We start from the raw sequence: 6,189 nt of genomic DNA, 5'->3' as shown, positions 1-6,189 counted from the left end.
GACAGGGGCGCGGTGACGAGCAGCCAGCCGATCGCCGCGACCAGCAGCACGATGCCCAGCGCCAGCCCCCGCGCCGTCCAGGCGAGCCAGCGTCGGCGCGGTCGCGGCGCCGCGGCCTCGGGATAAAAGGCCTGGTCCGCCTGATCGGGCCGGTAGGGCGCCTCGTCCAGCGCGGCGGCATAGTTATAGCGCACGCGCGTCGCAGGCCGGTCGGCATCGGGGTCGAAGCGCATCGGGTCGGTCACGTGTGTTGGTGCCATACGGCGGTGCGGGCGGGAAGGCAAAGGGGGTGAGAGGAGGCATTAAGGCAATAGGCATCAGGCATCAGGCGTGGTGGCGTCCCGCCGCTTGCACCTCCAGACCGCCGCTACCACTCACTTGCCTATTGCCTATTGCCTATTGCCTCTCGCCTCTCGGCAGCGCCTACCGCCTCGACCCCGCCCGTTCCCCGCCCTACAGCAAGCCCATGTCCTCCCCACCCCTCGTCGTCGGCATCGGTGGCACGATCGGCGGCGTGTCGTCGACCGAGCGCGCGCTCGGCATCGCGCTGGATGCCGCCGCGCGCGAGGGGTTCGCGACGCGCATGTTCGGCGGCGCGGACATGGCGCGGCTGCCGCTGTTCGATCCCAAGGCGACGGCGCGCACCGCCGCCGAGGACGCGTTCGTCGCCGCCGTGCGTGGCGCGTCGGCGCTGATCATCGCCAGCCCCGGCTATCACGGCTCGATCTCCGGCGTCGTCAAGAACGCGCTCGACCTCCTGGAGGACACGGCGAAGGACGCGCGGCCCTATCTCGCCGACATGCCCGTCGGGCTGATCGCGACCGCCTATGGCTGGCAGGCGACCGGCTCGACGATCGCGGCGCTGCGCTCGATCGTCCACGCGCTGCGCGGCTGGCCGACGCCGTTCGCCGCCGCGATCAACAGCCAGGCCACGCGCTTCGACGACGAGGGCGGCGCCAGCGATCCGGCGGTGGTGGAACAGCTGCGGCTGGTCGGGCGCCAGGTGGCCAGGTTCGCGCTGGTGGCGCAGCCCTGACACGCCGCGCCGCTCGCGGATGCAAGGGCGGCGCCTTCGCCACCCCGCGCTCACATCCCCATGCTCGCCCGCAGGAAGGCGTCCATCCGGGCCAGCATGGCCGCGTGGACCTGGCTGTCGTCCAGCTGGTGATCGAGCCCCTTATATTCGATCCGCTCGACGCGCTTGCCCGCGCCCTTGAGCCGCGCCTCCATCAGCCGCGATTGGGTCACCGCCACGTTCTGGTCGAGATCGCCGTGGAACATCAGCACGGGCGCCGCGAACCGATCGGCATGACGCGCGGGAGAGCCGGCGTCGAGGTTGACGGCGCCGCCGAACTGCGCCTCGATCTGCTGGCGGCTCCGGCCGTTCTTCATGTCGGCCTTCATCGCTATCCAGTCGGTCACCGGCGCGACCGCCACCACCGCCTTGAACAGGCCCGGGTCGACCACCTGGCTCTGCAGCGCCGCGTAGCCGCCATAGGACCAGCCGACGATCGCCAGCTTGCCGGGATCGGCGATCCCCTGCTTGACGAGCCAGCGGCCGGCATCGTCCACGTCGCCGATCGACGACCGCCAGGACCGGATGCCGTTCTCCAGGAAGAAGCTGTCGCCATAACCCGTCGAGCCGCGGAACTCCGGCTGGATGACGGCGAACCCGCGATTGGCGAAGAACTGGGGCAGCCAGTCGAAGCTCCATTCGTCGCGAGAGGCGGGGCCGCCATGCGGCAGCACGATCGCGGGCAGCCCTTTCGCAGTCTCCTGCCCCGGCGGCAGCGTCAGATAGGCGGGGATGCTGGTCCCGTCGGCGGCGGGAAAGTGGATCGGCGTCATGCCTGCGAGCTTCACCGACCCGAGCGCCGGGCGTACCGGCGCGATCTCCGCCAGATGCCTGGTCGCCTTGTCGAACAGGTAGAAGCGGCCCGGATCGGTGTCGCTTCCCGCGAACAAGACCAGCTTCTGCTCGTCGGCGCTGGCGTCGACGATGCTGATCGTGGGCGTCGCGGGCAACGCCTTGCCCAGCGACACCGCCAGCCGCTTCAGCTCGGGATCGAAGAACGCGACCTGCCGCTTCTCGTCGGCCCAGCTCGCGCCCACCACGCGGCCCGCCCGCCCGATCCGGACCACCTCGTCGATGTCCGTATCGGGTCGGTCGAACACCAGCTCCTTCTTGCCGCTGCCATCGAGCGCGACCTTGAAGAGGCCGACACGGCCACTCGCCCGATCGAGCCCGTACACCACGTCCAGATCGGGATCGACCGCCAGCGGCTCGAACCCGGTCGCGCGATAGTTGAGATATGTCACCTCGCCCAGGGGCAGCCAGGCGCGGCTGTCCTTCTTGCGGTATCGGTACTCGACCGTGCCCGTCGCCTGGTCGAGCGAATTGAGATGCGCGATCGCCATGACGCGGACATGCCCGCGCCCGTCGCTGAGATAGTCCGTCGCCCAGGGTATGGGTGGCTCCACCTGCTGATGGATGAGCGTGCGCGTGTCGACGCGGTCGATGCCCAGCCCTTCGGCCGTTTGCGCGGTGAGTGTCCCCGTCGTCGTCTCGGGAACGTGGACATTCGTCATCAGCACGCTGCCGTCGCCCGCCCCGCCCGTCCAGTCGACGATGCCGCCGCCGTTGGTGGCGAAGCCCAGCGTATGGCCCCGCTGCCGCGCGCTCAGGTCCTTCACTGCGCTGCCGTCGGCCTCGACTGCCACCGTGCGCGAGACGCCGTAATCCTGGTCGACTAGCCGGTCGATCGAGAACATTCTGCACGTCAGGCGCGTGTTGCTCGCCCAGTGACAGGCGTCGATCCGCTCGGGCGAGCCGCTCGACGCCAGCACCGGCTTCATCTGCCCGACGTCGACTTTGGCGACCAGCAACACCGAGCCGCGCCCCTCTGTCGGTTCGAGGATCGCGAGCGATCGGCCATCGGGCGAAATGCTGACGCCGAGCACGCCATCGCGCGCGCCGAACGCCTTGGCAGCGTCGAAGCCCTCCGGCGGCGCTCCGGTCGCCGCGCTCGCCAGCGCCAACGCCGCCCAGCCGATCACCCGCCGCATCTTCGCCCCCATGCTTGTCGTGGTTCGGGTTTAACGCGTCGTCGGGACACTTCAAGCGCCTGTCCTAAATGGTGGCGATCGTGCCTGAACGCGGTCGTGCCTGCGCCCTCCCTCCCCGTCCACTCTTGCATCGGACGCTCGCCTCTTGCGTCGGGGTCGCGTCGTCGTGACCCACGGGACGCGCGAGAGAGGCCCGCCGGCGCGGTGCGGTGCGGTTCCGACGCGTCGCGCGATCCCGGCGCGCGGCGGGCGCCTGTGCGCCGAACCGCATCGGCGTTTGCGCTTCCTCCACTTCACCCCGCCCCGCTCGACGGGTAGGAACCGCCCGATGCCTTCGCCGCCACCCCCCGAATGGGCGCCGCACGCCGCCGTCTGGATCGGCTTTCCCAGCCATCCCGAGCTGTGGGCGGACGATCTCGCCCCCGCGCGCGCCGAGGTCGCCGCCTTTGCCCGCGCCGTCCACGCCGAGGGGCGCGGCGAACAGGTGCTGCTCGTCGCCGCCGACGCGGAAGCCGCCGCCGCGGCGCGCGACGCCGCGCCCTTCGCGCGGGTGGTGGTGGAGCCGTTCGGCGACATCTGGCTGCGCGACACCGCCGCGATCCTGGACGGCGACGGCGCCGCGCACGATTTCGCCTTTAACGGCTGGGGCGGCAAATACGACCTGCCCGGCGACGACACGATCGGCGCGCGCCTCGCCCACGCGCGGGGCTTGCGGGTGACGGCGCACGACTGGGTGCTGGAGGGCGGCGCGATCGATGGCGACGGCACCGGGTTGGCAATCACCACCGCGCAATGCCTGCTCAACCCGAACCGCAACCCCGGCCTGCGCCAGCCGGCGATCGCGGAGCGGCTGCGCGCCGATCTGGGCCTCGATCGGATCGTCTGGCTGGGCGACGGGCTGCGTCACGACCATACCGACGGGCATGTCGACAATCTCGCGCGCTTCGTCGCGCCGAACACGGTGGCGATCCCGGCGCCGGCGGAGAACGACCCGAACTGGCAGGTGTACCAGCACGCCGCCCGCGACGCGCAGGCCGCTGGGCTGACCGTGGTGCCCGTCCCCTCGCCCGGCCGCGTGCTTCGCGACGAGGAGATCGTGCCGGCGTCGTACATGAACTTCTATATCGGCAACGCCGTCGTGGTGGTGCCGCTGTACGGCGCGCCGGCGGATGACGCGGCGGTGGCGGCGATCGGCGCGCTGTTCCCCGGCCGCGCGGCGATCGGGCTGCGCGCCGACCATATCCTCACCGGCGGCGGCAGCTTCCACTGTATCTCGCAACAGGTGCCCGCATGATCGATCTCAACACCGCCACCGCCGCCGAGCTGGACGGCGTGCCCCAGCTAAAGGGTCACGGCTTCGAGATCGTGCGCTGCCGCGAGGACCGCGGCGGCTTCACCGCGCTTCGCCAGCTCGACGAGGTGCCGGGCCTGACGGGCAAATGGGACGGCGCGGAGGCGGCGGTGGCGATCGGCTGAGCGGAACGCGAGATCGAGCTGATGCACGCCCGCGTGTCGGGAGGCCCGCGGCCCAGCGTCTCGGCGCGCCGGTCAGACCCAACCGGGCAACGCCGCTCGACCCGGTGACGCCGCCGCCCTACATCGGCGCCGATGACCGCCGATCCGCTTCCCGTCCTGCAGCGCGTCTGGGGGTTTCCCGATTTCCGGGGCGTGCAGCGCCAGGTGGTGGACCGCGTCCTTGACCGCCACCGCACGCTGGCGGTGATGCCGACCGGCGCGGGCAAGTCGCTGTGCTATCAGCTGCCGGCGCTGATGTTTCCCGGCACCTGCGTCGTCGTTTCGCCACTGATCGCGCTGATGCACGACCAGCTGCGCGCCGCCACCGCCGTGGGCCTGCGCGCCGCCACCCTGACCAGTGTCGACGAGAACCGCGCGCAGACGCTCCAGCGGTTCCGGGGCGGCGAGCTGGACCTGCTGTACGTCGCCCCCGAGCGCGCGTCGCAGGGCTCGTTCCGCGACCTGCTCGGCCAGGCGCCGCTCAGCCTGTTCGCGATCGACGAGGCGCATTGCGTCAGCGAGTGGGGACATGATTTCCGCCCCGACTATCGCCTGCTCGCGCCGTTGATGGACGCGTTCCCGCACGTGCCGCGCCTCGCGCTGACCGCTACCGCCGACGCGCACACCCGCTCCGACATCCTGGGGCAGCTCGGCATCCCCGATGACGGGCTGATCGTCTCGGGCTTCGACCGGCCCAACATCCGTTACCATATCCAGCCGCGCGATCAGGTCGCCGCGCAGATCGCCGACCTGATGGCGGAGCAGCCCGGCCCCGGCATCGTCTATGCGCCGACCCGCGCGGGCGTTGAGCGGCTGGCGGCGACGCTGGCCAAGGCGGGGCGGCCCGTGCGCGCTTATCATGCCGGGCTCGATCCCGCCGTGCGCGCCGCCAACCAGGCCGCGTTCGTCGCGTCGGAAGACATGGTGATGGTCGCCACCGTCGCGTTCGGCATGGGCATCGACAAGCCCGACGTCCGCTTCGTCGCGCATGCCGGGCTGCCCAAGTCGATCGAGGCCTATTACCAAGAGACCGGCCGCGCGGGGCGCGACGGCGACCCGGCGGTGGCGCGGCTGTTCTGGGGCGCCGACGACTTCAAGCTCGCCCGCCAGCGGATGGCGGAGGTGGAGCCCGCACGCCAAGCGGGCGAGCGCCAGCGGCTCGCCGCGCTGGGCACGCTGGTGGAGACGCCCGGCTGCCGACGGCGCATCCTGCTCGCACATTTCGGCGACACGCTCGAAATTGATTGCGGCAATTGCGACAATTGCCTGAAGCCCGCCCAGACTATCGACGCGACCGAACTGGCGCGCAAATACCTGTCCGCCGTGTTCCGCACCGGCCAGCTGTTCGGAGCCGGCTATGTCGAGCAGGTGCTGGCGGGCAAATCGTCCGAGCGCACGGCGGTCAACGGACACGAGGCGCTGTCGGTCTGGGGCATTGTCGGCGAGGAGGAGGTGGCGCTGCTCAAGCCGCTCGGCCGCGCGCTGCTCGCGCGCGACGCGCTGCGATCAAACGAGCATGGCGGGCTGGAGTTCGGCCCCGCCGCGCGCGGGCTGCTCAAGGGCGGCGAGACGCTCGCGCTCGCGGTGCAGCCGAAGCGCGAGCGCCGC

5 protein-coding genes and 1 pseudogene are annotated in these 6,189 nt (G+C 71.3%); 4 read left to right on the top strand and 2 right to left on the bottom strand.

Features of this window, described 5'->3' with window-relative positions; genetic code table 11:
* Positions 1-245 (bottom strand): annotated as a pseudogene (locus HUU95_RS05960) (penicillin-binding protein); the annotation flags it as partial.
* A 221-nt stretch (positions 246-466) separates the two neighbouring features.
* On the opposite strand from HUU95_RS05960, the gene HUU95_RS05955 reads away from it, so the two are divergent.
* Complete coding sequence (locus HUU95_RS05955; protein WP_174279275.1) at positions 467-1,036, top strand: NADPH-dependent FMN reductase; 570 nt, start codon at positions 467-469, stop codon at positions 1,034-1,036.
* Positions 1,037-1,086: 50 nt separating this feature from the next.
* Here the strand turns inward: HUU95_RS05955 and HUU95_RS05950 are convergent, their stop codons facing one another.
* Positions 1,087-3,078, bottom strand: coding sequence for an alpha/beta hydrolase family protein (locus HUU95_RS05950; RefSeq protein WP_254602650.1), 1,992 nt, complete (start codon positions 3,076-3,078; stop codon positions 1,087-1,089).
* 316 nt (positions 3,079-3,394) lie between these two features.
* Here HUU95_RS05950 and HUU95_RS05945 point away from each other — a divergent pair, with 316 nt between their 5' ends.
* From HUU95_RS05945 to HUU95_RS05935, 3 genes are all read left to right on the top strand, one after another.
* On the top strand, positions 3,395-4,360 hold the full coding sequence (locus tag HUU95_RS05945) for an agmatine deiminase family protein (RefSeq protein WP_174279274.1): 966 nt from the start codon (positions 3,395-3,397) through the stop codon (positions 4,358-4,360).
* Positions 4,357-4,542, top strand: a complete 186-nt coding sequence (locus HUU95_RS05940) for a helix-hairpin-helix domain-containing protein (protein WP_174279273.1) — start codon at positions 4,357-4,359, stop codon at positions 4,540-4,542. Before HUU95_RS05945 ends, HUU95_RS05940 begins: the two co-directional genes overlap by 4 nt.
* 132 nt (positions 4,543-4,674) lie before the next feature.
* Positions 4,675-6,189, top strand: a 1,515-nt coding sequence (locus tag HUU95_RS05935; protein ID WP_174279272.1) for a RecQ family ATP-dependent DNA helicase, incomplete at its 3' end; no start/stop codon positions are given.

This window comes from Sphingomonas bacterium, from assembly GCF_903643065.1.
Classification (GTDB): Bacteria; Pseudomonadota; Alphaproteobacteria; order Sphingomonadales; family Sphingomonadaceae; genus Sphingomonas.
The sequence above is the reverse complement of the archived record's forward strand: the minus strand, read 5'-3'. Positions and strand labels throughout refer to the sequence as shown.

Bases quoted from the DNA above. Each gene is read 5' to 3' on its own strand.
- HUU95_RS05940 (WP_174279273.1), top strand. From the start codon at position 4,357: ATGATCGATCTCAACACCGCCACCGCCGCCGAGCTGGACGGCGTGCCC.
- HUU95_RS05945 (WP_174279274.1), top strand. From the start codon at position 3,395: ATGCCTTCGCCGCCACCCCCCGAATGGGCGCCGCACGCCGCCGTCTGG.
- HUU95_RS05950 (WP_254602650.1), bottom strand. From the start codon at position 3,078: ATGGGGGCGAAGATGCGGCGGGTGATCGGCTGGGCGGCGTTGGCGCTG.
- HUU95_RS05955 (WP_174279275.1), top strand. From the start codon at position 467: ATGTCCTCCCCACCCCTCGTCGTCGGCATCGGTGGCACGATCGGCGGC.